A 26191-nucleotide genomic window follows, 5' to 3' on the forward strand; every position below is an offset into this window, starting at 1 on the left:
GTCAGCAGCAGGGTGCGGCGGATCTGCCCAGGGCGAGAACGGCGGCTTCGAGCTCCCATTGGCGTTCATCTATGCCGGGGAGGATCCGCGCGTCGTTGACCTGCGGGGACAGCGCGCTGGCGCTGAGGTGGGCTACTTCTGTGCCGGTGTTGGCGATGGGGCCGATCACCCCGAGGAGTGTGTCGCAGGCGGCCCGGGTGTGGAGGTCGTCTGCAGTGGGGCCGATGACGACCATCGTGCCGGCGGAGTCGTGTACCGGGGTGTGGTGAGGGGTGACTCCGCGCTGGTGAGCGAGGGTGCTGGTGTGTTCGCCGACCGGCGTGTACGAGAGGTGAAACCACGGGGTGCCAGCGCTGAGGGCGTTGAGCGCGCCGGTGGCCGGGTGGGTGAGCGCTTCGTGGAGCTCGTCGGGGTCCTCGATGAGGGTCAAGAGGACGCTGGCAGCGTCTGCCGCCTCTCGCGGCGTCGGGCATCGTGATATTCCGGTGATCTCTGGCCCGTTGATGCCCCAGGTGCGAACTGGGCGGCGCGTCGTAGCGATTCGCTGAGCGATTCGCATTGCGCGCCGGTTTGACCCGAGCACGGCAAAATTCTTCAACTCCCCCTCCATTCCTGGCACTACACATGCCGGGGAATCCCCCCCAAGATCGACCGTAGATGGCAGTCGCCGCGATAGGAATCTGCTCAATGCACAGGCATCGTGTCACCAATGCACATCGAGTACTAACCGTATGTAGTCTCGGCCTGTCCAGATCCGTGGTCCTCACGGACTGTAGCGACCCGGGGTGACCATGGTCAACCTCGATGCTCACATAGAGAGACGGAACCGGACGCCTCCGTAACCCTTGAGGACCTAATAATGACCACTATTGAGAATATTTAACCGATTTGCCCATCTTGCTGAGGGTGCGCCCGCCGCAGAGCAACAGGAGAGCCCGAGGCGTGCACTTCACTGGAAGTCACCACGCACTCGGGCTCACGTCTCACTGTCCGCATTGGTCCCCCGGCCGCCTCCCGTTCGGAGACAGGCTGATTTCCGAAGTCGCCTGCCTGTTCTCAGCCGCGGCGAAGAGGAACCGGCAGGGCGAAGCGGCTCGCCACCGCCAAGACGACGTCGTAGACATCAGCGGTATGGCCGAGCAGGTCCCGCTGGACGTGGAGGGTCGCCCCCCTCAACCTCTTGCGGGCAGTCTGCTGGTGAATGCCGAGCGCGGCAGCCATCCGCGCGGTGTCGCCGTCGGCCAGCACCCACTCCTTCACCGACTCGGCCAAGTCCGCGGGCAGGGGGCTGAGGAGGTCGCTCTGCCATGCCTGGGCCTCGGGCCCCACGAGGTAGTCCCTCAGGTCCTCCACCGCCTCGACCGGCGCTAGCCCGTCGCGCGGGCCCTCCAGCCCGAAGGCTTCGAGGGCCACGGCGGCAACGGCGCGGTGGCGGATGCTGTCCAGGTCGAGGTCCAGGACGGAGGCGGCCGCCCTGACTCGGCTGGCGACAGTGTTGCGGTGGGCGCCGATCAGCTCGGCCGCTTCCCGCACCGAGGTGTGCAGAGCAAGGTTGAGGGCCTGGAGGAGGAGGTCCCGTTCCGGGGCCGGCTCCGCCAGGAGCGGGCCGAGCACCACACGGGACCACCCGGGCTGGAGGTGGTTGAGCAGCTCGGGCAACCGTCCGCGCTGGTCGTAGACAGCAGCGCGGCTCCGGTCCAACCGGGCGCTGGTGAGCGCGCGCAGGGCGTGCCGGTACATCTGGTTCGTCTCGGCGATCGGCCGGACGTCGCTCTTGCCGATGTAGCGGTGCGGCTGCTCGGCAACCAGCGCGTGCAGGGCATCGGCGACCCCGCCGTCCTCGTCGTGGGTGGCGCACGGCTGCGGCACGACCACGAGAAGGTGCTCATCAAAATCTGTGCACGGATTGACAAGTGCGAGGGCTCCGACCCGGCGCTGGCACTCCTCCAAGAGGTCGCTGCGGTCGTCGGGCCGCCCCTCCAGGACGTAGAGGCGCGCGACGGGGTGCTGGAACTGGCCCGCCGGGTAGAGGCTGGCCGCGACCTTCCCGGCAGCGTCCGCCTCACCGGCCATGAGCAGCTGCAGGATGGCCGCGCGCAGCGCTGCGCCCGCGGTGTGGTGGCTGCGCTGGCGGGCCTTCACGTCCTCGACCAGGAGGTGGAGGGCGAGCAGGTCGACGGTCCGGTTGATGACCTGGTTGGCCGTCCGGTCGAACGGGGAGTCCCTGGCCAGGACGAGGACGGCCCGCGGCTGCCCGGCGCCGACGGCGAGCAGGCGCTTTCGGGTGCCGTTCTCCTCGAAGGCAGCCGATTCGAGGGCCCCGGAGGCGATCTGCTGGATCGTGTCAGCCAGCGCGGGCAGGGTTCGGGCGGCGAGCTGGGGGGCTGCGGCCAGGAGGGAGGAGTCGCTGCCGATCAGGGCGGCGCGGACGCCGGCCTGGGTGGCCAGCCAGCGCACGATCCGGGCGATCTGTCGGCCATCCTCCGTCTGGCGCAGCTGGCTGGCCAGCCAGTCCCGCCAGCCGACGGCCAGGCGCTGGTCTTCCGCCCGCTCTCGCCTGACTGCTTCCGCGACGTCGACCCACGAGGTTCCGGCGGGAACGGTCAGCAGCGGCACCCGCCGGGCCCTTAGCGCACCGAGCAGGGCTGGGGGCACGTCGCCGTTGTCGGTGACGACAGCAAGCGCCGCCACGCCGACAGCAGCGGCGTGGCTGGCGAGCTGGTCGAGGGGTGTGCCGGTCCACTCCCGGAGGTCCGCGACGGCGAGGGACTGGGCCAGGCTGTCGCGCCTGGGCGTGCGGTCTTCCGGACGTAGGGGCCAGACCGCATCGATCCTCCGGGAGAGGCAAGCGGAGGGCGTGTCGGGGACTTTGGCCAGGCCGATTTCCGGCAGCCTGGTAAGACGCGCAAGCGATGGCATCTGCCCCCCTGTTGCTGAATCAGCGCGCGTGTTGGCAGAGCGCGAACACGCCTGTGGTCCCAGCGTCCCCCCGCCGGACTCGGATGATCGCACCCAGGGAGCGAATCCAATCCGCGCCCGAACTCGCCTGTCAACACCAATACTTTGACGGTTGATTACCCGCCAATTCGCATTGGCCCCTAATGCCGGAATTTACTGATGTGTCGTCAGGCGATCACGCGCACGCGCCGCCGCGAGACGTGGGGCTCGTAGAGGGCGAGCAGGACGGCCTCCGCCCGGTCCGGTGAACTCACGCCGCGCCGCCGCATGAAGCGCTTGGACTCGATGACGGTCCGACCGGCGGAGTTGGTTTCAAGTTTCGGCGCCGACATCTGGGCCTGGGTCCGGCGGTCGGCGCGCAGCCGCAGCGAGCCCTGCCCGTTGGGGGAGAGCAGCGACCGCATGGCCAGCCACATCTCGTCGCGCTTGGTCCCGGGGCGCAGCGTCGCGGCCTCGTCGTCCCGGCCCGTCCCCTCGCTGGCGAGCACCGCGACGATCTCGGCGGAGTGGAGCCCTTCGCGCCGCCACGCCTCCAGCAGGCCAGCCACGCCCCAGCCGAGGCCGACGCCGTCGATCTTGACCCGGACGGGTGCGGTGCTGCCGAGGGTGGAGGCGAGGCGCTGGGCGGCGGTGATCTCGCGCAGGACGACGCCGGCGACGACGACGGGGTCTGCGTTCTCCTGGCCGGCGGTGCTGTGGCGCAGCTCCACCAGGTCGCCGACGGAGCGGGCGATCACGAACTCGTCGCCGCCGTCTGCCGCGACGTCGACACCGAGCCTGATCCACGCCCCGCGCTTGACCCGGTTGGGGCTGGTCTCGCCGTCCAGGCCGAGGGTGCGGAGGGCGGTGTAGCCGGGGCTGTCCGGTTCGGGGCTGTCGGCGGCGCGTTCGACCCAGGAGGCGGGAATCGCGCGGGCCTGCCCGCCGCGGGGGAACCGGGCGTGGACCTTGGCCTGGACGAACGGGGCGTCCTCGCCGTGGTCGCGGATCGTGTCGTCCACCCACTGGCGGTCCACGAGGTGGGTGGCGAGCAGGTGCGCGGGGGCCTGGGCGGGGCAGGCGCGGCAGCGGCGGGTGCGCTCGCCGGACAGTAGCGGGGTGTCGTAGACGCTGATCGGCAGGACGAGGACGGCCGGGTCGTTGCAGGTCTGCTCGAACCAGGAGCCCTCGTCGTCGGTCGGGGGGTTGCCGATCAGCAGGGCGCGGGTGTGCTCGCCGGTGAGGACGCCGCGCATCGCGGCGCCGATGATCCGGCCGATGCCGCCGGCCTCGTCCACGATGAACATCAGCCGCGGGGCGTGGATGCCCTGGACGGCCGCCTCGTCGTGGTCGGGGGCGCTGAAGCCGTAGGCGACCACGACGTCCGAGCCGTGGTGGTCGGGCATCTTCCACTGGGTGACGCCGACTTCGCCGGGCAGGCCGGCGCGGGCGACGACCTGGCGGATGTGGGGCCACATCTGCCGCTGAACCTGGCGGGCGCGGGTGGCGGTGGTGACGGTGAGCGCGGTGCCGGGCGGGTGGACGACGGAGGACCAGACGGCGACCCTCGCGGCGATGTGGGTCTTGCCGGAGCCGAAGCAGGAGGGGACGGCGACGCGGCGGTTGTCGACGAGGGCTTCGAGGATGTCGCGTTGGCGGCTCCACTGGCTCTCGCCGAGGACGTCTTCCACGAAGCCGACCGGGTCGTCGGCCCACAGGGCGTAGGGGGTGCCGGCCTCGGTGGTGGCGGCGGCGAGGACTTCCGCCCAGTCGGCGGTGTCGAGGGTGGTGTAGAAGCGGCGGCGGACGGCGGGGGTGGCGTCGGCGAGTTCGGCGTAGAGGCGGCGGCCGAGCCTGCCTGGGCGGCGGGCGGCGACCGCGGGCAGTGGCCTGTTCACGCTTCCCCCGGGGTGTCGGTGTCGGTCGGTGGGCCAGGCTGCCGCAGCTCCTGCGCGGTGTCGCGCCGAGGGTGAATTTACCATTGCCTACTTTGTAGACTTGAGTCTGTTTCTCTGCGAGGCTGGTACCGCCAGCCGGGGACCGCGAACCCCCGGCCCTACCCGAGGAGACCTTCACGATGGCCCTGACCAACCGGTTGACCGCCCGTCACGCCGCTGTCGCCTTCGCCGTCACCACCGCCTTCACGAGCGGCATGCTCGTCAGCGCCCGCCCGGCGAGCGCCCCGGCCGCCCCGGCGACCGCCCCTCTGAACACCCCGGCCCTGCCCGTCCCGGCCGTCGCCGACACCGCCTTGGCCCCCGCCACCCTCTCCACCGCCCCGGCCGTCCCCGCCCCGGCGACGGTCACCGTGGCCCCGGTGCCCACCACGACCGTTCAGCCCGCCTCGATCCCGACCCTGGAGCCCGCCCCGACCGTCACCGTCACGATCACTGTGACCGCCACCGCGACCGAGGTCGTCACCGCCCCGACCGTCGCCGCCCCCGCGCCGAGCGCGTCCGCGACGGAGACCCTGCTGCCCGAGCCGAACCCGGCCCCGAGCGGCCCCCGCAGCCCGCAGCCGACTCACTGACCCTCCACCAGGGCCCCTCCCCCGGAGGGGCCCTGCTCCGGTAGGGAGAGCACCCACCCCCGGGCGGTCTTCGACGCCACCACGCCGAGCTGCTGCCGGGCCCGCTGCACCGTACGCGGTGCGAGGCCGGCCGCGACCGCCGCAGCCAGGACGTCCCGGGTGGGCACCGGTCCGGCCGACAGCAGGCTGCACAGCAGGTCCCGGGCGTTGGTGCTCGCCGGACGGCGCCGGCGCACGTCCGCCCAGGCGAGGGCCTGGCCGCTCCCGTGCGGGAACCGGCTGCTCCACACCACCGGCCGGTGGCCCGGTGCCTGGAACTGCAGGCCGCCCATCACCGTCCAGTGGCTGGTGTGCACCGGCACCAGCGCCAGCGCTCCGTCGGCTCCGGCGACGACCAGGTGCACCGCGGCTGCCATCGAGGGCCGGGCGGCCTCCTGCGCGCGGTGCGCGGCCATCCAGCCCGACCGCTTCGAGGCCTCCCGCACCGCGATCACGGCCGTGCCGAGGCGGGCCGCCACGTCCGCCAGTGCGCGCAGCGCCCGGCCGACCGGCATCCGGTAGGGGCACAGCGACATCAGGTCCAGCACCACCAGGTCCGGGGCGCGCTCGCGCAGGAGCTGTTCGAGGCGGTCGGCGTCGGAGGGCAGGCGCAGCCCCCGCTGCCCGCCGCGCCCGCCCAGAACCTCGGCGACCTCGATCCGGTCGGCCCCCGGGCCGGAGACCGCCAGCAGCTCGGTCATCCGCTGGGCGTTCTGCGGCGAGGCGAGCGCCAGGACCCCGCGGGCCTGCTGGTGCTGCTGGCCGTCCGGGAGGGTGCCGCCCTGCGCGATCCGCGCCGCCACGTCGAGGGCGACCACTAGGGCGCTCGTGCCGTCCTCCCCGTCGATCACGGTCACTCCGGCCTCCGGCACGTACCCGGGCCAGAGCCAGCCCGGCCCGTCCTCGAACGCCGGCGGCGCGACCACGACGTTCTCCGGGCCCAGCCGCAGCGCCGCTGCCACGTCCTGCGGGTCGCAGTCGCCGCCGAGGCAGTCCAGCTCCACGCGGCCGTCTCCGGCGGCGAGCACCAGGAGGGAGCCCTGCCGGTCGTCGTGCACCGGGCAGCGGGCGAGCCACCCTCCCTCGGTCGGCCGGACGTTGCCCCAGCCGCGCAGCGCCGACAGCACCGCCCCGTACTCCTGCACCACGCGCCCTTCCTTCGTCGTCCACTTCTCCCGGCCGCACCGCGGCCTGCGGCATTCTCGGCCCGCACACTGTCAAGACGCCCGGCGGCGGCCAGGGTTGCGCCGTACGGCGTCGGCGGTGCACGTGGCCACATGCGGCAGGTGCAGCCGCTCGTACGGCAGCAGCGGCAGCTCCGCCGTCGGCCGCCGGGAGCGGATCGTGCCGATGCCGTCCCGGTAGACCGCCCTGCTGCCCATCGCGCAGGGGTTCGCGTCGACGGCCAGCCGCGCCCCGGAGGCGGTGATGGTCCAGTGCACCGGAGTTCCGCAGCGCCGGCACCGCGGTAGGCCCTGCTGCGGCAGGACGCTCATCCCTCACCCGCCTGCGGGCCGTCGGCGGCGAGCAGCGCCGCCACCACCCGCCAGCCGAACTGCGCGACGGCGCTGGCCTGGCCGTGGTCGGCGATCACCGTCAGCACGTCCACCGGGTCGGGCTGGCGGGCGCGCCCGCCCGGCAGAGCGGCCATCAGCGGGTGCTGGCCGGGCATCGGTGCGGCTGCGCGCGGTGCACGGCCTCCGGGCCGGTCCGGGACGAGCGTCAGCGGCCTCGTCTCCGGCGTCGGCTCCCGGTCCTGCGCGATCTCGTCCTCGATCGCCGCGAACCGCTCGGCGACGCTGACCCCGGCGGCGTCGCTCGCACCCCGGCGGCCAGGGCCGCGGCGCTCGGCGCGGGCCGGGGCGGGCCGGGCCGCGCCGGGGCACTCGCGCTGCTCCCGCACCCACTTGCGCCACAAGGCCTGCCAGTTGGCGCCGAGTGTGGCCCGGCCGCGGTGCCAGTCCGCGAACGCCGCGGTCACCACCGCGAGCCCGTCGGGGCCGCCGAGCCGGTCGGCGTGGCCCTCGGCCGCCGCCCAGGCCAGCCCTGCAGCGTCCGGGGCGAAGTTGTCGGGAAGGGGGTGGCGGCGTGCCGCCCCCCACCCACCTGCACCTTCACCACCCACACCAGCCCCCTCCCTGCGGGAGGGGAGGGCAGGGGCCGGGCGCGCGCGAGGACCCCGACCGTCCCTTGGGGACTCGCCTTGCTGGCCTGGGTGTTCGCCGTCAGCGGGCTCCGGTTCCGAGGCCGGATCGGGTTCGGAATCGGGCTCGTCGCCGCGCTGGCGGCGCTTCTTCGCCGCTGCGCGCCGCCGCCGCTCCTCCACCTGGCTGCGGCTCGGGTTGGCCTCAAGGTAGCCGTGCATCACGTACTCGCCCTCGCCGGGCTGCGGGCAGGTGCCGCAGTGGTGGCCGGCCTCGTGCCACAGGCCGACGGCAAGGAGCTTGGCGATCTGGGTGGCGGTGCCGTTCTTCGCGGCGAGCGCCGCCGGGATCAGCCCGTCGGTGAGGTGGGCGCTCGCGTAGGCACCGCAGCGCACCCACAACCCGACGGCGGCGTTCCCGGCGGCAAGAATCTTGGGGTGGTCGTCGGTGGTGTCGCCGACGGCGAACCAGGTCATGCCGGTGCTCTCCTACCAAGGTGGGGCGCCGGGTTCGCGGTCCGGCGCGGCGTTCGGGGACGGGACTGTCAGGCAGCCGTGTCGGTGGCGTCGAGGCCGAGCAGGGCGCGCAGCTTGGCGGTCGGCACCAGCAGGCGGCGGCCGACCGTGATCGTCGGGATCTCCCCGCGGCGGGCGGCGTTGTAGCTCGCCGCGCGTTCGAGGCCGAGCAGTCGGCCGGCCTCGGGCACGGTCATCGTCGGGCGGACCTGCGGGTCGGGAAGGGCCGGTGCGGCGGTCGTGGTCTCCATGCCCCGCACCTTGGCGTGCGGAGCGGGTTAGCGTCCCGCCGTCCACCCCCGGCCCGTACCGTCCCGGCGGGCGCTACACCCGGTCCCGCTGGTACACCGGGGGCCATATTCGTGCAGATCACAGCCAATGCATGCCGGAGATGGCGTCCTTGCGGGTCGTGGGCACCGCCCACCACCCAGGGCCTGATGGCGGGCAACTGCCCCTCCTAGGCAGGGCATTAGCTCCATCCCGGTCCTTCCCCGTCCATGCCCGTCCAAGCCAGCAGCACAGACGCCCGGCCCGTCCACGCTCGACGCGACCGAAGCCGAACAGCACCCGTACGGTCTCGCCAACTTCCCTACCCACAAGGCGGTCTGTGCCCTAATCGGCACGGACTTGGTGACTGTGGGCGTGCCCATGACCTCCGCCAGAGCTGGCGGACCCGGACGCCGATTGAGAGCTGTGACCATGCACAACCCGAGCCCGCGCACTCGGCAGGTGACCCGCCGATGAGCAACGTTGGAGCCGGACGGGTCTACCGCCGCTGCACCTGCCGGGAGCCCGTACTCGACCACGCCGGCCAGCCCGTACTCGACGCCAGCGGCAAGCCGAAGAAGCGTGAGCTCGGCTCCCGCTGCCCGAAACTCAAAGGCAAGAAGGCGCACGGCAGTTGGTGGTACTTCCTTGAACTCGCCCCGAATCCGGACGGCACCCGCAACCGGGAGCGCAAGGGCGGGTTCGAGGACCAGGACAAGGCCCAGGAGGCTCTGAGGAAGGTAATCGGGAAGGTCGACCGCAAGGAGGTGATCGACCACCGGACCACCGTCGGCGAGTATCTGACGGACTGGCTGAAGCGGCGCAAGACGCTGGAGGCGACGACCGCCAGCGCCTACGAGAGCCACCTGCGGATCTACCTGATCCCCGCGCTCGGCCGCATCAAGTTGGAGGACCTGACCGCCGAGCCGATCGCCGACCTTTTCGACGCGATCCAGGCCCGGAACGTGGTCATCGCGTACGAGTTGGCGCTGATCGCCCAGGCCCGCGCCCAGTACGCCGAGTGGAAGAAGCTCTACGGCCGCAAGCCGGGTCGGCCCAAGCGCGATGCCCCGCCGCCGCCGGTTCCGGAGCCGCAGATCCCCAAGCGGCAGCACCACCCGCAGATGCGGATCGTCGAACCAGCCACGATGCACCGCATCCGCGCGACGCTGCGCTCTGCGCTGACCGCCGCCGTGAAGTCCGGCAAGATCAGCCGGAACTGGGCGAGCCTGGTGGAGCTGCCGACGAGCAAGCGGCCGAAGGCGCTGCTGTGGACGCCGGAGCGGGTCGCGGAGTGGGAGCGCACCGGCGAGAAGCCCTCGAAGGTGATGGTGTGGACCCCCGAGCAGGCTGGCCGGTTCCTGGACGGCATCGAGGGGGACTGGCTGCGGGCGTTCTGGCACCTGGCGATTTTCCGCGGGCTGCGCCGGGGCGAGGGTGCCGGCTTCGAGTGGCCGAAGGCGAACCTGGAGACCGCGGTCATCACCGTCGACTGGCAGGTGGTCACGGTGAAGGGCAAGAAGCTGGAGAAGGACCCGAAGGCGGACAGCAAGCGCACGATCGCGCTCGACAGCCACACCCTCCAGGAGTTGCGTGAGCACCGCGACCGCATGGCCGAGGCCCGGCGGGAGGCCGCCGAGGCCGGGGTGCCATGGCCAGTGACGACGAAGGTGTTCGTCCGCGAGGACGGCACCGAGGTCCACCCGGACTACCTCACCGACCGGTTCGAGTTGCTGTGCGCCAAGCTGGGGCTGCCGCCGGTCCGCCTGCACGACCTGCGGCACCTCGCGGCGACCCTGCTGCTGGGCGCGGGCGCGGACTTGAAGGTGGTGCAGGAGGTGCTCGGGCACTCCACGATCGTGCTGACCGCCGACACCTACACCTCGGTCCTGCCCTCCCTCGACCGGGAGAGCGCAGAGAAGGCCGCCGCCCTGGTACCGATGAAGTCCCGCGCCGCCAGCAGCGCCCCGCTGGTCTACCTGCTGGTGTTCGGCGGGATCGAGGTCGCGATGACCTCCGCCGAGGACGCGCAGGCCCTTGTCGACCTGTGGAACGAGGTCGTCTCGCACGAGGACTCCGGGCTGGTCGAGGCCGCCGTCGAGATGCCGAAGCGGCGTACCCGCTGGTCCGGGCGGGGGCGGTTGTGGGACCGGCAGCCCCGGCACGGCGAGGTCTACTCCCTTGCCGCTGGCCTCGACCGCCGAACCGGCGCGACTCTCTACGAACTGCCCCTGAGTCGGCAGCCGACGTTCGAGTTCGAGGCCGAGCAGTACACCGACCAGGCCGCAGTCGGGTCGGTGGAGCTGCGGCACGGTCTGCGCGGCATCGTGGAGGTCGCGGCTCGCGGGACGGACGAGGTGGCGGTGCAGGGCGCGTTCCGGGAGGCGCTGGAACGGGCCGTCCAGCTCCGCCCGTCGACCGGGCGCAGCGCCGAGGATGAGGGCCAAGCGGCAGCGGCGTAGTCGGTGCCGGGGCCGCAGCGCGGCCCCGGCACCGGTCACCGGTGCTGCAGCCACCAGACGATCCAACTGCAGGCGGTGCTGCCGAGGAAGCGGAACGCACCGCCTGCGGCTTCCATCGCGAGTCTGCGCGCCCGCGGCCGCCACCGGGCGAACCGCTTGGCGGGTACGGCCGCCGTGTTGGCGGTCACGGGTGCGGCAGAGGTCAGCTTGTTGTTCATCAAGGTCTCCTGGGTCTGAGGTAGCGACGGCCGGACCCTCCGCACCGCCGTACTCAGCACACCAAGCGCACCCTGTCTGGAATCGACGCAGCCTCGGGGGGTTCTAACCACACCCGCGCCCCAGACTCTCTTGAGCTTCGCGGCGACACGGCCGCCGGTTCGGACAACTCGCTTCCTGTGTAGGTATGTTGCCTCGATGGTGAGGACCGGGCCCAGTGCGGCAGATCAGCGGCTGATCCAGCTCGCGGCTGACCGCGGGGTGGACGTCTCCGCCCGGCAGCTCGAACGCTGGCGGGCCCGTCCCTACCCGTTGCTGCCGCCGAACCCGCGGGTCTTCCCCGGGCGGCCGGTCGGTGGCAGCTCATCGACGGCGGACGACGGCCTGGTCGGTCTCATCGTCTGGCTCGGGCAGAACAGCCGGCGCGGCGGCGATCCGTTCCACCTCGCGCTCCGCGCGTTCGGGGTCGGCCTGCCGGTGCCAGAGGCGACCGTGCGCGAGGCGTTCGCCCGGCCCGTCGTCCGGTTCGCGGCGAAGGTCGTTGGACGACTCGGGCCCCTCCCCGAGGGCGGGGACCTCCAGGACTGGGTAGGTGACCGAGCCGACGCGATCGCCCGGGAAGGCGTCGGCCGCAGCAGCGGGGTGAGTCGGCGGGTCCGCGCGATCGACAAGGAGTTGCAGCAGCTCCCGGCACTCGCCGAAGGGTGGAGCAAGGTCGAAGGGATGGACCCGGGCCGCAAGAGCTCGGAGCCGTTGGACAGTACGGGCCGGATCTTCTACGCGGTGGCGGCCGCGGTGGGCGGTATCGGCGAGATCGACCCGGACGCGATCGCCCGCATGTCCCGGTCGCAGGTCGGCCGCGGGGTGCCGCAGTGGGGTGCCCACCTGATGGAGAACGATCCGGCCGACGTGCAGAGCGCGTTCCAGAGCTCGCCCGCTCACCAACTGCCGGGCCTGCCTGTTGACTCCGGCATGAACTGGATACTGACCATCGCCCGCGAGTCCCCGTTGGATCGGTTGCGCCTGGGGTGGGACGCGGCAGGCGAGATGGGCGTCTGGGCCCGGGGCCTGTGCGCCCAGGTTGAGGAGGAGCTCGCTGCCGGGCAGCCGGGGGACCGCTGTGTCGAGTGGATCCTCGGACAGATCTTCGGCTTCGGTCGGCTGTACCTGATCCAGGGGCTCGCCGACCCCGACCCGGGCCCCGCCCAACAAGCGCACACCGCACTGACGTTGGTGGCCACCTTCGACGGTCTCAACCGCACACTGGCCTCGGCCGGCCCCGAGCAGCTCCAACTGCTGCGGCAGATCACGCCGCCGTTCCTCGTAGGCCTGTTCGCTCTCCCTCGCCTGCTGGAGCCGATCCCCGACGAGGCGGCCGGGGCACCTGACGGGGAAGGCTCCTGACCGGGCCTGGCGGCCGGTCGGCCCGTCAGATGCCGAAGATGCCTCCCAGCAGCTCCCCGAGCAGACGGACGGCGATCCGTGCAGTGCCCGACGACAGGGCCACCGGCGGCGCTGCGGTCGGCCGCCTCGGTGCCGGCCGCCGGATTCGGGGACGTCCTGCCCGCCGTGTCACCCGGGTGCGCGTGCTGCCCACGTTCGTCTGCCTCTCGGAGAGCCGCTGACTGCGGCTGGTGGCAGGACTGTGCCCGATCGGCAGGTGCTTCGGGGGACTCCGGCCGCAGCTTGTGGATAACCCGGGGGGTTCGGCAGCAGATCACCCGGATGGCGTAGGTGCGCTGGCTGCAGCACGGAGGATCCTGTGGCAGTTGTCGTCGCCAGGTTCGTACGGAGGGCAACCGCCTTCGAACCTTCTACTCCAGCACCGAGGCCCGCTCGTCCAGTTCCTCGACGCCGGGAACGTCCCGGAGCCGGTAGAGGCGGGCCCGCATGTCGTGGACGGCGTCCTGGACCTTGATCGAGCGGATGCCGTCCGCGCAGTCGAGGAAGTCGGTCCAGGCGGTGAGTGCACCGTCGACGTCGTCCTGGCGGAGCCGGACGGTGCCGAGGTCGGCGAGGACGATGGCGCGGGTGCGGCGGCGGTCGAGGCCGTGGATCTCCAAGGCGTGGTGGAGGTGGTCCTGCGCGCTGGTGTAGTCGCCGAGCTGGGCAAGGATCATGCCGGCTTCGTGAGCCCAGCGACCGATGCTGTAGTGCGAGGCCCAGGAGTCGCCGGGGGTGCCGGTGGCCCGCTCGATGGAAGTCTGCGAGGAGACGAGGGAGCGGGTGGCGGTGGTCCGGTCGCCGTCCAGCGCGGCGGCATTCGCCAGGGTGGCCTGGTAGTAGGCGACCGCGCGGGGGTCGTCTAGGTTCCTCGCCTGGTTGACGCAGTCTTCTGCTATCCGGACGGCGGTCGCGCGGAAGCCGAGGTCGATGGCCTGCACGGCGAGTCCGCGCAGGGCGGTGGCGGCGAGTTCGGCGTCGCCGGCCTCGGAGGCCAGGCGGAAGGAGTGCGCGTAGTACTCCTGGGCGGCGCCCTGGTTGCCCTCGTCCTGGGCCATCCAGCCTGCCAGGTGGACGAGTTGGGCAGTCGCGGCGAACAGCTGGCGGCCGACGGCCTCGGTCCAGGTGCCGTCCAGCCAGGTGGAGACGTCGTCGTGGAGGTAGCGGACGGCGAGGTGGCGGGCGTGTCCGCCGCCGAGTTCGGCCGCCGCGTCGCCGAGGGACTTGGTCATCTGGCGGACGGCCGCGACCTCTCCCCGGCCGACCTGGACCTTCCCGCCGGTCTTCTGCCGGACGCGCCGCAGCAGGCTGTCCGGGTCGGGCATCCCGAGCGCCGCGAGCGCGTACGCACTGGAGGCGGCCATGAACTCCCGGCGATCCACCACGTCCCTCCGGCTCAACTCGATGACGGAATCCACGGTATCGCCCGACTCGGGATCTTCCGGACCGGTTGGCGAACTGCCGCCCGAGTCTGGTAGCCGCAGCTCCAACTTCTCGATCAGGTACGGCAGCCAATAGGTGGGAACGCGCCCGCCGAGCTCCCACCGCGACACCTGATCACGGCCCGGACCTGCGGCTCCCTTGCCCTCGGCGAGGCCGAGTTCGCGGCCGAGCCTCGGCTGCGACCAGCCCTTCGCTTTCCTAGCGCCCCTGATCAGCGTCCCGATCGGTGCGGTGTCCGCCGACACGGCATCCCTCCCCTGGCCGACGCTGGCCGACAAATGGCCGACAGCTGGCCTACACCCTGGCAGCTTCTGCCCGCGCGTGCACGGTCGTTGACTGAGAGTCAGCCGCCCGCGGTCGGCGAGGAAACCCATCCTCCCGAACCGCCCACGTCCACGGGCACCTGCCCGTGCCAGGCGGCCCGAGCCCACCTCATCGAGGTTCAGGAGGCACACCGTGCGCATCCTCGTCGACGGACTGGACATGTCGGGCAAGACCACCCTCGTCGCCACGCTGATCAAGACCCTCGAAACCCGGGGAGTGACCGCGGTCAGGCACCGCGGCATGCTCGCCGAGCACCACCCCATCGAGCCGCTGCTCAAGCGGCTCCCGCTGGTCCGCCAAGCCCGGAGCAGCGCGATCACGGCGGCGTTCCTCGTCGGCGGGTACGCCCTCGACGGACTCCTCGTCCACCTCGACCCTCCCGCGCCGACGGACGCCGTGATCATCCAGGACGGCTACGCGGACCGCACGATCGCCTTCGGCCTGGCCGGCGGCCCCTACCTGACGGCCGCCCTCGCGCTGTGGGCCAGCCGCGTGTTCGCCACGTTCGACGTCGCGGTCTACCTGCACGCCAGCCCGCGGGTGCGGGGCGAGCGGATGGCGGAGCGGGCGGACGTGGACGAGGCGGACCGCCGCAGCGTCCAGGACGAGCACTTCGCGGCCCGCTTCAACGCGAGCCTGCTGAACTTCGTCGGCCGCCGCCACCGCACCCTGCTGGTCTTCGACACGGCCGAGCACACCCCCGAGGAGATCGCCGAGCAGGTCCTGGCCGCCGCCGGCGTCCCCGCCCTACCGACCACCGAACGGACATACGGACGGACCGCATGACCTTCCCCACGCCCGGACACGACACCGGCCTGTGGCAGGCCGCCGAGCACGAACTGACGGCCGCCCTGGGCGGCAGGCCCCTGGTGGCCGCCGAGCGGTTCGCCAGCTCCGGCCGCACCTCCTACAGCGGGCCCGCGCCGATCGCCGCCGCCCGCCCAGCCCTGGCGATCGGCTGCTACGAGCCCTGGGTGCCCGCCGCACCCGTCGAGGCACTGACGCTGGAGGGCCGCACCCCGGTCCGCTCCGTCGACCGGCGCCGGTCCTGGATGGCCGACCTCGACCGCACCGCCCAGGCCGCGATCCGCCGCCACGGACGGCCGGTCGTGGCGGCCTGGTACGCCACCGACCAGCTGCGGCGCTGGGCCGGACCAGGAGGCACGGTCGCCGCCATCGACGCCGCCCTGCGGGCCGAGGTCGAGGACAAGGCGAACTTCGGCGACATCCTCACCGCCTCCGGCGTCCCGGCCGCCCTGCACCTGACCGGCGCCCGGGTCGACGGCCCCCTGCCCGGCCTTGGCGAGCTGCGCCGCCTCGTGCGTTCGGAGCGGGTGGTGGTGCAGTGCGGCGCGGACTCCGGCGGCCGGGGCACCGTGTTCGTCGACGACGAGGACGACTTGGCGCGGGCCGCCGAGATGCCCGGCCCCTACCGGGTCACCGCGTTCGTCACCGGCTGGTCGGCGAACACCACCGTGCTCTCCGTCCCGGACCACGCCGGCCGCCTGCGGGTCTACGTCGACCGCCCCTCCCACAAGGCCGTCGGAGTACCCGAGGCCGGGATCGCGGCGGGCAAGAGCGCGGGCAACACCTGGTGCCTGCCCTGGCCCGAGGACGCCGCCGCCCGCCTGGTCGACGCCGCCGTGCGGATCGCCCACTGGGCCTGGGACAAGCACCGGATCAAGGGCCTCTTCGGCCTCGACGCCCTGCTCGACCCCGACGGGCGGGTGTTCCTCAACGAGATCAACTGCCGCAACCAGGGCACCACCGAGGCCTCCGCCGTCAACCAGCAACTACGCGGCCTGCCGCCGTTCCTGATCGCCCACCTGACCACGATGCTCGACCACCCGGTCACCTGGCTGCCTGACCCCGACGACTTCAACACCGCCACCGTCGATGCCGCCACCAACCCCGGTCCGGGCCCGTACTACCTCAAGCTCCGCCACCGCGGCGACGTACCGGTCCGCCTCGACCACCACCTCGGCCTGCCCGGTGTCCACCGCGTTGCCGACGGCCGCCTGCGGTGGGTCCGCCCCGGCGCGCACCCGGCCGACGCCGGGCACGGCGAGGTCCTGCTCGCCAACCTGCCCGCCCCCGGCACCGTCTGCGAGCCGGGCGCCGAACTCGGCACCGCCGAAGGCATCACCACCGCCGCCGACGCCCCCTTCGCCTCCCCGCACACCCTCTCGAAGGCCGGCCGCGCGCTGCTGGCCGCCTTCGACCGGCACCTCGTCCCCGCCGACCGTCAGGAAGGAACCGCCCCGTGACCACCGCAACGATGCCCAGCCTGCGCGAGCAGCTCGCCGCCGTCCCCGACGACGCCTTCACCCGCCTGCAGTACCTGGCCGCCGAGGTCGGCTGCATCAACCGGTGCGCGATGTGCAGCCAGGCCGCCGGCAGCGACCTGTGGCGCTTCACCCCGCGCGGCCTGGCCCAGCTGATGACCGCCCTGGCGGAGGAGGCCGCCGCCCGCGGTCTGCGGATCGCCCAGGGCCGCATCCACCGCCCCGGCGTCCTCTTCCCCTACCTCGACAACGACATCAGCGCCTACCCCTACCTCGACACGTACGCGGAGCTGGCCCGCGACGTCCTCGGCGTGAAGATCCGCATGTCCTCCGTCGGGTTCTCCGCCCACAACACCCGGCTGACCGAGATGCACCGCCGCATCGTCGCCGACCTCGGCGAGGTCTTCGACGGCATCCGCTTCTCCCTCACCCCGTACGCCACCGGCTACATCGGCAAGGCCCCCGGCACCTCCCGCGACCAGTACACCGCCGACCTCGCCCACACCCTGCGGATCTACCGGCCGCTGCTGGACCGCATCGGGCACGGCGCCGCCACCGCCGCCGTCGAGATGCGCTTCGCTCCGCTGGTGGGCATCGCCGAGCTGACGGTCACCCACGTCGACGGGCACCACGTCCTCCAGGTCGGCCCGCACCTGCTGATCTCCGCCCAGCCCGACGAGGGCCCGCTGCCGGTCACGGTGATCGAGCGCCTGGACGAACGCAACCAGCCCGTCCTGTCCGGCCCCGGCCGCCCCTACCTCCACGTCACCGCCGACGCCGCCCAGCCGGACAGCGCCACCGTGCGCGACGCCCTGGCCGGCCTGCTGGCCGTGCAGCACCGGGCTGCCACCGTGGCCGTGCACCGCTTCACCAACGCGGACGGCGACTACTACAGCGCCGACCCCGACTTCCACCCCGACGGCCGCTTCACCGCCCTGAACCTCTACCCAGCCACCGACCGGCGGAAGAGGTCCGGCTACACCGACGCCACCCGGCACTTCCTGAACACCCTGCTCGACCACAAGGCCGCCCGCGGCCTCGCCCGGCGCGATCCCTTCCCGGACGCCACCGCGAGCGACGTCGACGCCGTCCTGTCCGCCCTGCGCTTCAAGGCCCAGGCCCTCGACCCCGTCGACCGGGCGGCCGCGGCCCACCTGCGCGAGCAGGTGATCCCGATGGTCTCCGTCCACGCCCGCGCCCTGCTGAGCGCCGGCTACCCGGCCGCCGCGTTCTTCTCCCGCGACTTCACCATCGACACCGGACAGATCGTCAACCAGGGCCGCGCCCTCCACCTCTTCCGGGGCCTGGCCGCCACCGACGGCGAGCCGATGACCCTGCGGGAGGAACGCGGCTTCGGGCAGGCCAGCCTGTCCACCGTCCGCGGCCCGATCTGGCGGATCACCCCCCTGCCCTTCACCGGCAACCGACTGCCGCTCGCCGTCACCGGCCGCAAGAACCCCGCCACCGAGCAGCCCACCGTCCTCATCGAGGAGATGGACCCCTGCCACCTCGCCCCCGTCATGCGCGCCACCGGCTGCCAGCTGCGCCGCTTCACTCTCACCGGCGTCGAGATCGAACACATCGCCCAAGCCGACGCACGCGCCGCCCACGGCTTCCCCGGGGCAAGCTAGAACCCCTCAACCCGCCGACTCCTCCCGGCCGTTGAGCCGGGAGGCCCGCCGGGAAACCCCGGCACACCACCATCCCCACCAAGGAGAACCAACCCCATGAACACCACCGAAGCGCAGACGCCCCAGCCGTTCAGCAGGATCAAGGTCCGCGTCACCGGCCTGGTCTTCTGCGGCGACGACGTCGCGCTGCTGCGCCGGGACCGGCCCGACTCCGTGCACTACACCACCATCGGCGGCAACGTGCAGGACGGCGAGGACTACCGGGCGGCCGTCCTGCGCGAGCTCGAAGAAGAACTCGGCCTCAGCCCGGACCTGGCGGCCACCGAACCGGAGCTGATCTGGATCGCCGACTCCCGGATCAGCCGCCCCGGCCCGACCCCGCCGCCCCGCAAGTTCCACCTGATCTACCGCCTCCACGTCACCCCGCAGGTCCGCGCCCGCCTCGCCACCCAGGAATACGACGAACTCCCCGACGGCACCCACGAGGTCGGCACCATCGAGTGGCACGACTACCGCAAGGTCGACGGCCTGCCGCTCTTCCCGCCGATCGGCCGACAGATCGCCGAACTCGCCACCCCCACCGCCCCCGTGCGCAGGTTCGAGCTGGAACCGATCACCGACCAGAACTACACCTGGATCTGACAGGACCCTGACCAGCGGTGACTGTCTCCCGGAGGAACCCGCGAGGCAGCCACCGCTGACGGGAAGGCGACGTACTCGCCAGCGCCAGTCCGAGGACGGGGCGAGACTCGCTTCGAAGCAGTCTTCCTCGAGTTTGTTCGCACCCCCGCCCGACTGCAGCCATGGCGATGTCGCCCGCAGGAGTGAACAACCAGTGCACTGGCCTACGTGGGCGCACCGTTAGTGAGCATTGGGCTGTTGAGTGGGCGGGAGAGGTACTTGAGGACGAAAGGTGGCCGTCGTGCGTGGTGCGGACGGTCCGAAGGCCGCGGCCCGGCTCGTAGCCGTGCTGCTGACCGTGCTGACTGTGTTCGCGCACGCCTCGACTGCCGCGGGTACGACCCATCTGGCTCCGCCTGACAACGACCGCTGCCTCTCTGCCACTTCGGCTCCGGCCGTAGCGGGTGCGGTCGTAGATGTGGACGGGTGCCGGGCCGCGTCGCTATCGGCAACGAGCGGCAAACGCCACCACCCCGCAGGCGGCGGGATGTGTACCGCCACCGTTTACCACACCCGCCATCATCTGCCCGCGGGCCCCGGCCTGTACGCCGGATCCGATGCCCATGGTGCGGTCGGCCCCGCCCGCCCGACGCTTGCCGGGCAGGCCGGCCCGTCTTCCCGGCCCGGGCCGGGCCCCCAACCCCAGGACACCGTGCTGCGCTGCTGACAGTGCCCGGCGCCGCCCCGTACGCCCCCGCTGCCCGATGTGCGCGGCGAGTCGGGCGGGTGCGTCGAGCCGTCAGCAGGCCTATCACCTTCCTTTTCACCGTCCTGTGGAGTTGTCATGCTCAATGCCGATGCTGTCATCCGTGCCCTGGTTCTGGCGGAAGCCAGCCGCTGCAGCCAGTCCGCCCCGAGCGCCCCCGCCGCGGCCCGCTCCTCCGTGGCGTCCTCTCCCGACCGTGGCCGCGAAGCCGCCTGCGGCGCAGCGCCCGTACCGCCGGAGCCGGCGCCGGTCCGTTCCGGGCAGTCCTCGGCTCGCGCGTCGGGGGCCGGGCGGCCGGTGCGGGTGCGTGGCGCGGCGGCCGTCCGTTCGACGGTGGGCCCGCGGGGCCGGGGTCATGCGCGCAGGCTGGTGCGCAGGCTGCCGGTCGGCTTCCAGCGGGCGCTGGTGCAGCTTTTCCGTTGACAGTGGCCGGTCCTGCCCGGGCTGCGGCACGAGCGGCGGGAGCCGGGCAGGGCTTCGGTCTCGGGGAGGGACCGGTTGATGTCGCGCCTACGGGCTGGTCGTTATCTTGGCTCGACATCGGACGGACAGGGGGTGGGGGTGGCTGTGGTGCGCAGGGGGGCCGTGCTGGCCAGTGTGCTCCTGTCCGTCCTGGCGCACCTTCTACTCGGACACCTGGTGCCCGCCGCAGCAGCTTCTCCCCCGCCGTTGCCTACGGCGGCTGCCTCAGCGTGGGTTACGTGCGCGGCAGTGGAGGACGGCGTCGAGGAGTGCGCCGTGCCCGGTGTCCGCTCCCGCGTGGGCGGGCCGCCCGATGCGGAGCCGGTTCCCGGTGGGAGCGGCCCGGTCCGGGCGGCCGCGGCGAGCGTGCGCGGGTACCCGAGTGTTGTCCGGGCCTGCCGGGCAGGCCCGGACCGGGCGTCGCTGCAGGTCTTGCGCTGCTGAGGGCAGGCCGTGCCCGCGACGAGCACCCTGCTCTGCCCGCCTGCGCCCGTCTCTGGGCGGCTGGGCCTGGCGGGCTGGGGCGCTCGCGTGCACGTCCGCTGCCTTGGCTTGCACCCTTTTTGACGATCGAGGCCTCCGTGAAGCACTTGACCGAGCACGCCCGCCGATTCCACGGGCAGGTCGCCCGAGAACCCGGTCCGTACCAGGACCTCCACCGCGGCCAGCGCCCTCAGGCCCTGATGATCACCTGCGCCGATTCGCGGATCCAGCCCTCCCTCATGACGGGGGCTGCGCCCGGCGATCTGCTTGAGCTCCGCACCGTCGGCAACATCGTGCCCGCGTACCGGCTGGGCAGCCCCTGCGGCACCGCTGCCACTGTCGAGTTCGCCATCGCGGCCCTGTCGGTGCCCGCCATCGTGGTCATGGGGCATTCCGGGTGCGAGGGCGTCGCCGCCCTGATGGACCGCCGTGCTGCGGCACGGATGCCGCTGTTGGACGCCTGGCTGGACGAGGCGGCCTACTGCAGTCCCGAGACGCCCGGCCCGAACGCCGGGCAGGTGCGCGCGGCGGAACTGGAGCACCTGCTCAACCAGGTCGCCAACCTCTGCACCCTGCCTGCGGTCATCCGCGCCCGCTTCCAGGAACGTCTGGCCGTCCACGCCTGGCACTACGACGTCGCCACCGGCCGGATCCAGGCATGGCACCCGCAGGAGCAGGAATGGCTGCCGCTGTGAAGGTGCGGCGCCGAACGGGCCGGGCCCGCAGGGCACCCCAAGGGCGGGTCGCACCGTGGTGACGGAACCGTCAGCCGCATGACTCAGACAGTGTAATGAGCGAGTGTCACAACAGGCCATTACTGGATGTGTCGCGGACGATGGTGAGGCCCGCTTCGAGACCCGGGGAAGGCCAGCCCGTGCACCCTCGCCTGTTCGCAGCCGTTTCCGCCCTGCTCCTGTTCGTCCTGGGCGCGACCTCGGTCGCCGTCACCGACTGGACACCGAGGACCGCCGCCGCAGACGCCGCCGGACCGCTGGCGGTGCCCGCGCCCGCCGCCTCCGGCGGCGGTGCGCCGGAGGCGGACCCGGCAGTGTGGACGCGCACCAGTCTGCGCAACAAGGTCATGGGCGAGATGGAGCAGGCGGACCCCGGCGTCGCGCTCGCGGACCTCGACGCGATCACGAAGGACAAGCCCTACACGGTCCGCTTCTGCCACCCCATCGCGCACGAGCTCGGCCGCCAGGCCGTGAAGCGGTTCAACGCCGACTTCCAGAAGGTCATCTCCTACCCGCACGACACCTGTGCCTCCGGGTACCTGCACGGCGCGGTAGAGGAGGTCCTGCTGGCCTCCAAGAACCCCGAGCAGGAGCTGCTGAGGCTCTGCGAGCCCGACAACAACGGCCCCTGCATCCACGGGGTCGGCCACGGCACGATGTTCATCGCCAAGGAGGACGTCCCCGCGGCCCGGGCCCTGTGCAGCACCTTCCCCACCGAGAGCCGGCGCATCACCTGCTCCGAGGGGCTGTTCATGCAGCTGTTCGGCCCCGACGAGGACGACGCCAAGGCGGTGGCGAACCTGCCCAAGGACAAGCTCGCCGCCGAGCCGATGTACCCCTGCCCGGAGCAGCCCGCCCTGTTCCAGTCCGCCTGCTACTTCTACGCCTCCACCTACTTCCTGTCCTCCCACGACTACGCCAACCACCCCGACGTCTTCGCCCAGGCGCTCAAGTGGTGCCTGAACGCCCAGGCCACCGGCGGGGGCACCGACTGCTCGCGCGGTGTGGGCTCGCGGACCATGAAGTACAACCTCGACCGTCCTGATTGGAGCGCCCAGCAGTGCGCCAGCGCGGCCGACGCCTGGCAGCGCAAGGCCTGTACCGAGGGCCTGCTCAGCTACTGGACCGTCAACTACACCGATGCCAAGGCCGCGGGCCGGCTGTGCGCGGCGATCGGCGACCGGGAGATCCAGGGGTACTGCCGTACAGCCGGGGCACTGTCCGCCTCGCTGGACTGACCGCCCGGCGCACACTGTGCGCTGGCGCGCGATGTCCGCGGGGCGTGACTTCCGGCGCCGGTGCGCCGTTGGGCCCGCTGAAGCGGTGGTGTGAGGAGGCGGGCGGGTTGGACGGGATGCCGATGGCCCCGATGGGGCCGCTGACGCCGGCCGGGGCGCTGGCCTGGAGTCCGGAGCCGGTGTTCCTGGCCGGCTGCCTGGCCGCGCTGGCCTCCTACGGTGCGGCCGTGGCGGTGCTGTGCCGGCGCGGGGACCGGTGGCCGGCGGGGCGCTGTGCCGCGTGGGCGGCGGGGGTCGGCGTGGTGGGGGCGGCCACGTGCACGGGGCTGCACCGCTATGCGATGGCGATGTTCAGCGCGCACATGGTGCAGCACCTGCTGCTGGGGTTGATCGCGCCGGTGCTGCTGCTGCTGGGCGCGCCGTCCACGCTGGCACTGCGGGTGTTGCCGCAGCGCCTGGGCCGGTATGCGGGGCCCAGGGTGTGGCTGCTGCGGCTGGTGCATTCGCGCTACGCGCGCACCGTCTCCTCGCCGCTGCTGACGATCCCGCTGTTCGCCCTGGGCCTGTACGGGACGTTCTTCACGCCGGCGTTCGACCTGGCGATGGACACCCGGGCAGGGCAGATCGTGATGGCGGTGCACCTGGTCGCCGCGGGCCACCTGTTCTACTGGCCGATCATCGGGGTGGATCCGGGGCCCAACCGTCCCGGCTATGTGCAGCGGGTGCTCCTGCTGCTGACCGCGATGCCGGTCCACGCGTTCTTCGGCCTGGCGGTGATGCAGGCCCGGGAGCCGGTGGTGGCGGCCTTCACCCAACCGCCTGCTTCCTGGCACCTGGATCCGCTGGCCGACCAGAGGGTCGCGGGGGCTCTGACGTGGGCGCTGACGGCGGTTCCCACGCTGCTGGTGCTGCTGGTCATCTGGCGGCAGTGGGAGGCGAGCGAGGTGCGGGCGGCCCGTCGCGCGGACCGCGCGGGCGAGCGCGGCCGGGACCGGGAGCTGGAGGCCTACAACGCCATGCTGGCCCGGCTGCACGTGCGGGCCCAGCGGTGAATGGGGCTCTACCCCGGGTTCTCGGCCCGTCGCGGTGTGGCGCTCAGGGTCCGCAGGCGATCAGGACGGGGACGGCGGGCAGTACGACGGCTCCCGCCCACCAGCAGATCCTGGCCGCGCGCGGGAGCCGGGCGGCGGGGGCGAGCAGGCGGCGTACGCGTTCGACGGTGGCCTCGCCGCTGGCGGCCAGGGACCCGGAGGGGGTGCCGGCGGTGGCGACCAGGTAGAGGGCTTCGGCCAGGGCGCGCGGGGTGGTGGTGCGCAGGGCGCGGTCGTCGGCTGCCATCTCCACCAGCGCGGGGATGCGCCGGCCGGCGAGGCGGGCGGCCGGGAGCAGGCGCAGGCGGTGGCCGAGGGCGGTGGACGCGGCGGTGAGCAGGTGGTGGCGGCCGCGCAGGTGGGCGCCTTCGTGGGCGAGGACGGCCTCGCGGTGGCGGGCCTCCAGGGTGAGCGCTCCGGCGGTCAGCACGATGCGGCCGCCGTCGCCGGGCACGCACCAGGCGGCGGGGACGGCGGAGTCGAGGACCAGCCAGCCGCCGTCGTGCGGGTGTCCGACCAGGTCGAGCTGTTGGCGGTGGCGGCGTTGGGCGCGGGCGCCGCGGACCCATCCGGCGGCGACGATGCCGAGCAGCGCGGCCATCGCGGCCAGGCCGAGGCCGAATGCCTGCGGGTGGTCGTAGTCGCCGCGCGCGGACCCTTTGAGGGCGGCGGGCACGAGCCAGCCCAGCGGGCCGCGGCCGTGGTGGTCGGCGGTGAGCGCCCGGTGCACGATCATCACCGACGTCGTGGTCGCTGTGAGGATCAGCGCGGCCCAGGAGGCTATCGCGGCGCGCGGCGCGCGGGTTTCCCAGGCGGTGCGGGCGAGTTGGCGCGGCAGCACCCATCCGGTCAGCAGCAGGGTCAGCAGCAGCGCGGCAAGGACGATCAACGGGTGCCATCCCCGGGCGGGCGGCCGAGGATGTCGCGCAGCGCGGCGGCCTGGTCGCCGTCGATGCCGGCGACGAAGCGCAGCAGGGTCTCGCGCTGGTCGGCGCTCTCGCCGAGGGCTTCGCGCATCAGGTCGGCGGCGTGCTCCTCTCGGGTGCGGGTGGGCCGGTAGATCCAGGCCCGGCCTTCCTTGTGGCGCTGCAGCCAGCCCTTTTGGTGGAGGTTGTCGGCGACGGTGGTGACGGTGGTGTAGGCGATCGGCCGGGTGCGGTTGAGGTCGTCGACGATCTCACGGACGCTGGCGGGCCTGTTCCAGGCCCACAGGCGTTCCATGATGTCGGCTTCCAAGTGGCCGAACCCTCGCACGGCGCTGCTCCCCTCGCTCTTCACCTGGACACCTTACGGCCGGGGGCGCCTTGGACGGCGACCGCATCATCTTCTATCGTCCCTAGAAGATGCGTTCCGGTACTCCGGCGCGCGCCTGTCCCGCCTGCTCGATGCCCGGACGACCGAAGGAGCCGCAGCCGTGGGTACCCGACGCAAACCGAACCCGCCCAGCCGCACCCGATTGACCCTGCTGGCGACCGCGGCGGCCGGCAGCGCACTGCTGTCGGGTGCCCCGGGGGCGCAGGCGGAGCCGAAGCCCTCGGTGGAGAGCGTCAAGGCCCAGGTCGAGGACCTCAACGAGCAGGCCGAGGTGTCGATCGAGAAGTTCAACGGCATCGAGGAGCGGCGCGCCAAACTCCAGCAGCAGGTCACGCAGATCCAGGACCAGGTGGCCGCCGGACAGGGCACGTTGAACGAGCTGAGCAGCGGGCTGGGGGCGCTGGCCGCCGAGCAGTACCGCAGTGGCAGCCTCGATCCGACCGTGCAGCTCATGCTGAGCGGCAACCCGGACGACTACCTGCAGCGCGCCTCCGCCCAAGAACAGCTTGCCGACAGCCAGGCCGGGCTGCTCAAGCAGGTCCAAGAGCAGCAGCGCAGGCTGGACCAGCAGCGCAGTGAGGCGACCGCTGCCCTGGCCGAGCTCGACAGCATGGTGCGGCAGTCGGCGCAGGAGAAGCAGCTCGTCCAGGGCAAGCTGGCCGAGGCTCAGCGCTTGCTGAACTCGCTGAGCGCCGCGGACCGGGTCCGGGTCAACGCGCAGGACGCCGGCAACCGCGCCTCCCGGGATGCGGCCCGCACCCCGGTGGTCTCCGGGCCGGTATCGGGGCGGGCGGCGGCCGCGATCCAGTTCGCCACCGCCCAGTTGGGCAAGCCCTACATCTGGGGCGGGACCGGCCCGGCGGGCTACGACTGCTCCGGGTTGACCCTGAAGGCGTGGGCTGCGGCGGGGGTGTCGCTGCCCCGCGTCTCGCAGTCCCAGTGGAACGCCGGCACCCGGATCGCCAAGGCCGACCTGCAGCCCGGCGACCTGGTGTTCTTCTACTCGGACCTGCACCACGTGGGCCTCTACATCGGAGGCGGCAACATGATCCACGCACCCCGGACGGGCAAGAACGTCGAGGTGCAGTCGATCTCCGTGATGCCGTACGTCGGCGCGGTCCGCCCCGGCTAGAGCGCCGCACCGCCCCGCTCCCCTTCTCCGCCGTTCCGCCCGCACGGCCGCGCCATGCCCAGGATCTTCTAGGGAGCCTAGAAGATCTTCCGTGCCCACCGAGGGAAGACACCC

Annotated in this window: 22 protein-coding genes; 11 read left to right on the plus strand and 11 right to left on the minus strand. The window is 72.6% G+C overall.

Going from position 1 to position 26191, the window contains the following annotated elements; translation table 11 throughout:
* Position 1: 1 nt before the first annotated feature.
* From EDD39_RS05485 to EDD39_RS05495, 3 genes are all read right to left on the minus strand, one after another.
* Positions 2–430: a hypothetical protein gene (locus EDD39_RS05485; RefSeq protein ID WP_100837031.1), complete on the minus strand. Its 429-nt coding sequence runs from the start codon at positions 428–430 to the stop codon at positions 2–4.
* Between the two features lie 626 nt (positions 431–1056).
* Positions 1057–2691: a helix-turn-helix domain-containing protein gene (locus EDD39_RS05490; protein ID WP_148089390.1), complete on the minus strand. Its 1635-nt coding sequence runs from the start codon at positions 2689–2691 to the stop codon at positions 1057–1059.
* A 434-nt stretch (positions 2692–3125) separates the two neighbouring features.
* Positions 3126–4835, minus strand: coding sequence for a hypothetical protein (locus EDD39_RS05495; protein ID WP_100837033.1), 1710 nt, complete (start codon positions 4833–4835; stop codon positions 3126–3128).
* 179 nt (positions 4836–5014) lie between these two features.
* Here EDD39_RS05495 and EDD39_RS05500 point away from each other — a divergent pair, with 179 nt between their 5' ends.
* Positions 5015–5467 carry a hypothetical protein gene (locus EDD39_RS05500; protein WP_100837034.1) on the plus strand — a complete coding sequence of 151 codons (453 nt, stop codon included), beginning with the start codon at positions 5015–5017 and terminating at the stop codon, positions 5465–5467.
* Here the strand turns inward: EDD39_RS05500 and EDD39_RS05505 are convergent.
* The 4 genes from EDD39_RS05505 to EDD39_RS05520 all read right to left on the minus strand — a co-directional run bounded on the left by EDD39_RS05505 (position 5461) and on the right by EDD39_RS05520 (position 8416).
* A complete protein-coding gene (locus tag EDD39_RS05505; RefSeq protein WP_100837035.1) occupies positions 5461–6654 on the minus strand; it encodes an AAA family ATPase in 1194 nt (397 codons plus the stop codon). The two genes, EDD39_RS05500 and EDD39_RS05505, sit on opposite strands and share 7 nt — an antisense overlap.
* A 69-nt stretch (positions 6655–6723) precedes the next feature.
* Positions 6724–6948: a hypothetical protein gene (locus tag EDD39_RS05510; RefSeq protein WP_244256610.1), complete on the minus strand. Its 225-nt coding sequence runs from the start codon at positions 6946–6948 to the stop codon at positions 6724–6726.
* A 50-nt stretch (positions 6949–6998) separates the two neighbouring features.
* Complete coding sequence (locus EDD39_RS05515) at positions 6999–8126, minus strand: hypothetical protein (protein WP_100837037.1); 1128 nt, start codon at positions 8124–8126, stop codon at positions 6999–7001.
* Positions 8127–8194: 68 nt separating this feature from the next.
* Positions 8195–8416, minus strand: coding sequence for a helix-turn-helix domain-containing protein (locus EDD39_RS05520; RefSeq protein WP_123553672.1), 222 nt, complete (start codon positions 8414–8416; stop codon positions 8195–8197).
* Positions 8417–8905: 489 nt separating this feature from the next.
* Between EDD39_RS05520 and EDD39_RS05525 the strand changes: the two genes are divergently transcribed.
* On the plus strand, positions 8906–10894 hold the full coding sequence (locus EDD39_RS05525) for a site-specific integrase (protein ID WP_159073113.1): 1989 nt from the start codon (positions 8906–8908) through the stop codon (positions 10892–10894).
* Between the two features lie 35 nt (positions 10895–10929).
* Here the strand turns inward: EDD39_RS05525 and EDD39_RS05530 are convergent, their stop codons facing one another.
* The gene (locus EDD39_RS05530) at positions 10930–11112 is read right to left on the minus strand and encodes a hypothetical protein (protein ID WP_100837039.1); all 183 of its coding nucleotides are present in this window, start codon (positions 11110–11112) and stop codon (positions 10930–10932) included.
* Positions 11113–11242: 130 nt separating this feature from the next.
* Between EDD39_RS05530 and EDD39_RS05535 the strand changes: the two genes are divergently transcribed.
* A complete protein-coding gene (locus EDD39_RS05535; RefSeq protein ID WP_148089391.1) occupies positions 11243–12514 on the plus strand; it encodes a hypothetical protein in 1272 nt (423 codons plus the stop codon).
* Positions 12515–12924: 410 nt separating this feature from the next.
* Here the strand turns inward: EDD39_RS05535 and EDD39_RS42860 are convergent, their stop codons facing one another.
* Positions 12925–14562 carry an NsdA family TPR-like regulatory protein gene (locus EDD39_RS42860; protein ID WP_482796750.1) on the minus strand — a complete coding sequence of 546 codons (1638 nt, stop codon included), beginning with the start codon at positions 14560–14562 and terminating at the stop codon, positions 12925–12927.
* On the opposite strand from EDD39_RS42860, the gene EDD39_RS05545 reads away from it, so the two are divergent.
* The 7 genes from EDD39_RS05545 (at position 14453) to EDD39_RS05580 (ending at position 23592) form a co-directional block, all read left to right on the plus strand.
* Entirely contained in the window at positions 14453–15106 is a 654-nt protein-coding gene (locus EDD39_RS05545) for a nucleoside/nucleotide kinase family protein (protein WP_100837042.1), read from the plus strand. The two genes, EDD39_RS42860 and EDD39_RS05545, sit on opposite strands and share 110 nt — an antisense overlap.
* Complete coding sequence (locus EDD39_RS39330; RefSeq protein WP_159073115.1) at positions 15103–16587, plus strand: ATP-grasp domain-containing protein; 1485 nt, start codon at positions 15103–15105, stop codon at positions 16585–16587. Before EDD39_RS05545 ends, EDD39_RS39330 begins: the two co-directional genes overlap by 4 nt.
* Positions 16584–18236, plus strand: coding sequence for a hypothetical protein (locus EDD39_RS05560; RefSeq protein WP_100837043.1), 1653 nt, complete (start codon positions 16584–16586; stop codon positions 18234–18236). Before EDD39_RS39330 ends, EDD39_RS05560 begins: the two co-directional genes overlap by 4 nt.
* 96 nt (positions 18237–18332) lie before the next feature.
* Entirely contained in the window at positions 18333–18878 is a 546-nt protein-coding gene (locus EDD39_RS05565; RefSeq protein ID WP_100837044.1) for an NUDIX domain-containing protein, read from the plus strand.
* A gap of 1788 nt (positions 18879–20666) precedes the next feature.
* The gene (locus EDD39_RS05570; protein ID WP_100837045.1) at positions 20667–21263 is read left to right on the plus strand and encodes a carbonic anhydrase; all 597 of its coding nucleotides are present in this window, start codon (positions 20667–20669) and stop codon (positions 21261–21263) included.
* 179 nt (positions 21264–21442) lie between these two features.
* On the plus strand, positions 21443–22540 hold the full coding sequence (locus EDD39_RS05575) for a hypothetical protein (protein WP_100837046.1): 1098 nt from the start codon (positions 21443–21445) through the stop codon (positions 22538–22540).
* 116 nt (positions 22541–22656) lie between these two features.
* Entirely contained in the window at positions 22657–23592 is a 936-nt protein-coding gene (locus EDD39_RS05580; protein ID WP_100838562.1) for a cytochrome c oxidase assembly protein, read from the plus strand.
* Between the two features lie 43 nt (positions 23593–23635).
* Here EDD39_RS05580 and EDD39_RS05585 read toward each other — a convergent pair whose 3' ends face one another.
* Together EDD39_RS05585 and EDD39_RS05590 are read right to left on the minus strand one after the other, a co-directional pair.
* Positions 23636–24520, minus strand: coding sequence for a M56 family metallopeptidase (locus EDD39_RS05585; protein WP_100837047.1), 885 nt, complete (start codon positions 24518–24520; stop codon positions 23636–23638).
* On the minus strand, positions 24517–24885 hold the full coding sequence (locus EDD39_RS05590; protein ID WP_100838563.1) for a BlaI/MecI/CopY family transcriptional regulator: 369 nt from the start codon (positions 24883–24885) through the stop codon (positions 24517–24519). Before EDD39_RS05590 ends, EDD39_RS05585 begins: the two co-directional genes overlap by 4 nt.
* A gap of 160 nt (positions 24886–25045) precedes the next feature.
* Between EDD39_RS05590 and EDD39_RS05595 the strand changes: the two genes are divergently transcribed.
* A complete protein-coding gene (locus EDD39_RS05595; protein ID WP_100837048.1) occupies positions 25046–26077 on the plus strand; it encodes a C40 family peptidase in 1032 nt (343 codons plus the stop codon).
* Positions 26078–26191 lie beyond the last annotated feature (114 nt).

Source organism: Kitasatospora cineracea (assembly GCF_003751605.1).
GTDB classification, from domain to species: Bacteria; Actinomycetota; Actinomycetes; order Streptomycetales; family Streptomycetaceae; genus Kitasatospora; species Kitasatospora cineracea.